Origin of the sequence: Streptococcus oralis subsp. oralis (assembly GCF_002096445.1) — a bacterium.
Taxonomy (GTDB): domain Bacteria; phylum Bacillota; class Bacilli; order Lactobacillales; family Streptococcaceae; genus Streptococcus; species Streptococcus oralis_N.
Map to the genome: position 1 here is coordinate 1 of NZ_NCUK01000005.1, position 996 is coordinate 996.

Genomic DNA, 996 nt, shown 5'->3' on the forward strand with positions numbered 1-996 from the left:
CAGATGGACTTTTTTGTAGTCATTTCAGGTCGTCGAGTTGATTTGGATAATGGTCATTATATGGACTACATCGGTCATGGCTATCCATTTGGATTACGCTTTGACACTTCCCCCTTGTTTTTAAGCAATCTCTTGATTAAGAGAGTAGTATCAGAAGGGTATTCGGATACCGTGGATGAACACTACTGCCAAGAAGCTCTGCGTAAGGACTATCTAGACGCAGGACTGATTTCCAGTGTTTACTCAGAGGAGGAAGTGAATGAAGATTGATGTATCCGAAGTTCGAGTTCAAAAAGAGTTGTTAGTTATTTCGGTAAATAGTATCAAGGAACAGCTATCTGTTTCGAGAAGCCGTCTATCAGAGGTCGTTTCAACCGATAGTCTTAAAGGGGCAGTGAAGGATGCCATTAACCAGAAGGTGACCAACTATCAGATACCACTGGTTGATAACTATGTCAATGCCCTAGATAGCATTGTCAGTCGCTATGATGGACTTGTGAAGCTCTTCCAAGACACGGTGTCAGAGACTGACAACAGTGCCATTATTAAGACAGAATACCTAGAACGCATCAAGCAACGGATGAAAGATCCGATTGAGGGATTAAAGAGTAGTTCCAGTAAGACACAAAATATCTATGCAGGGATTAGCGATATCCTGACGTTAACGAATCCAAGTTTGGATAGTGTGAATACAAGTTATAATCAAGCAGTCAAGAGTTTAGATGATACCATAAAGAACATGGAAGCTTTTAATAGTGTTCTTTTAAAGACAGATACTTTTGACCTTATCGATATGCAAAATAGTGAAATCGCTACCCTATCAGGTTATGCCCCTCTTCCGTATGGGAACCCCGCATCGAGAAATTATTATAATCGAACTCAGTTTAAAAACTCAGTTTCAGAGATTCACACAGCTATCCATAGCAACTCCAAAGCTGTGAAGTACCAAAATGCTCTCGCAAAACAGCTTGCCGAGTCTAAGTATAGTGGGACGGT

2 protein-coding genes are annotated in these 996 nt (G+C 40.8%); both read left to right on the plus strand.

The window, feature by feature from the left end; translation table 11 throughout:
- Window positions 1–270, plus strand: a 270-nt coding sequence (locus tag B7721_RS00025; RefSeq protein WP_142358566.1) for a DUF4176 domain-containing protein, incomplete at its 5' end; no start/stop codon positions are given.
- Window positions 260–996 (plus strand): T7SS effector LXG polymorphic toxin (locus B7721_RS00030; protein WP_239823784.1); only part of this gene is annotated, 737 nt, incomplete at its 3' end. The genes B7721_RS00025 and B7721_RS00030, both read left to right, overlap by 11 nt.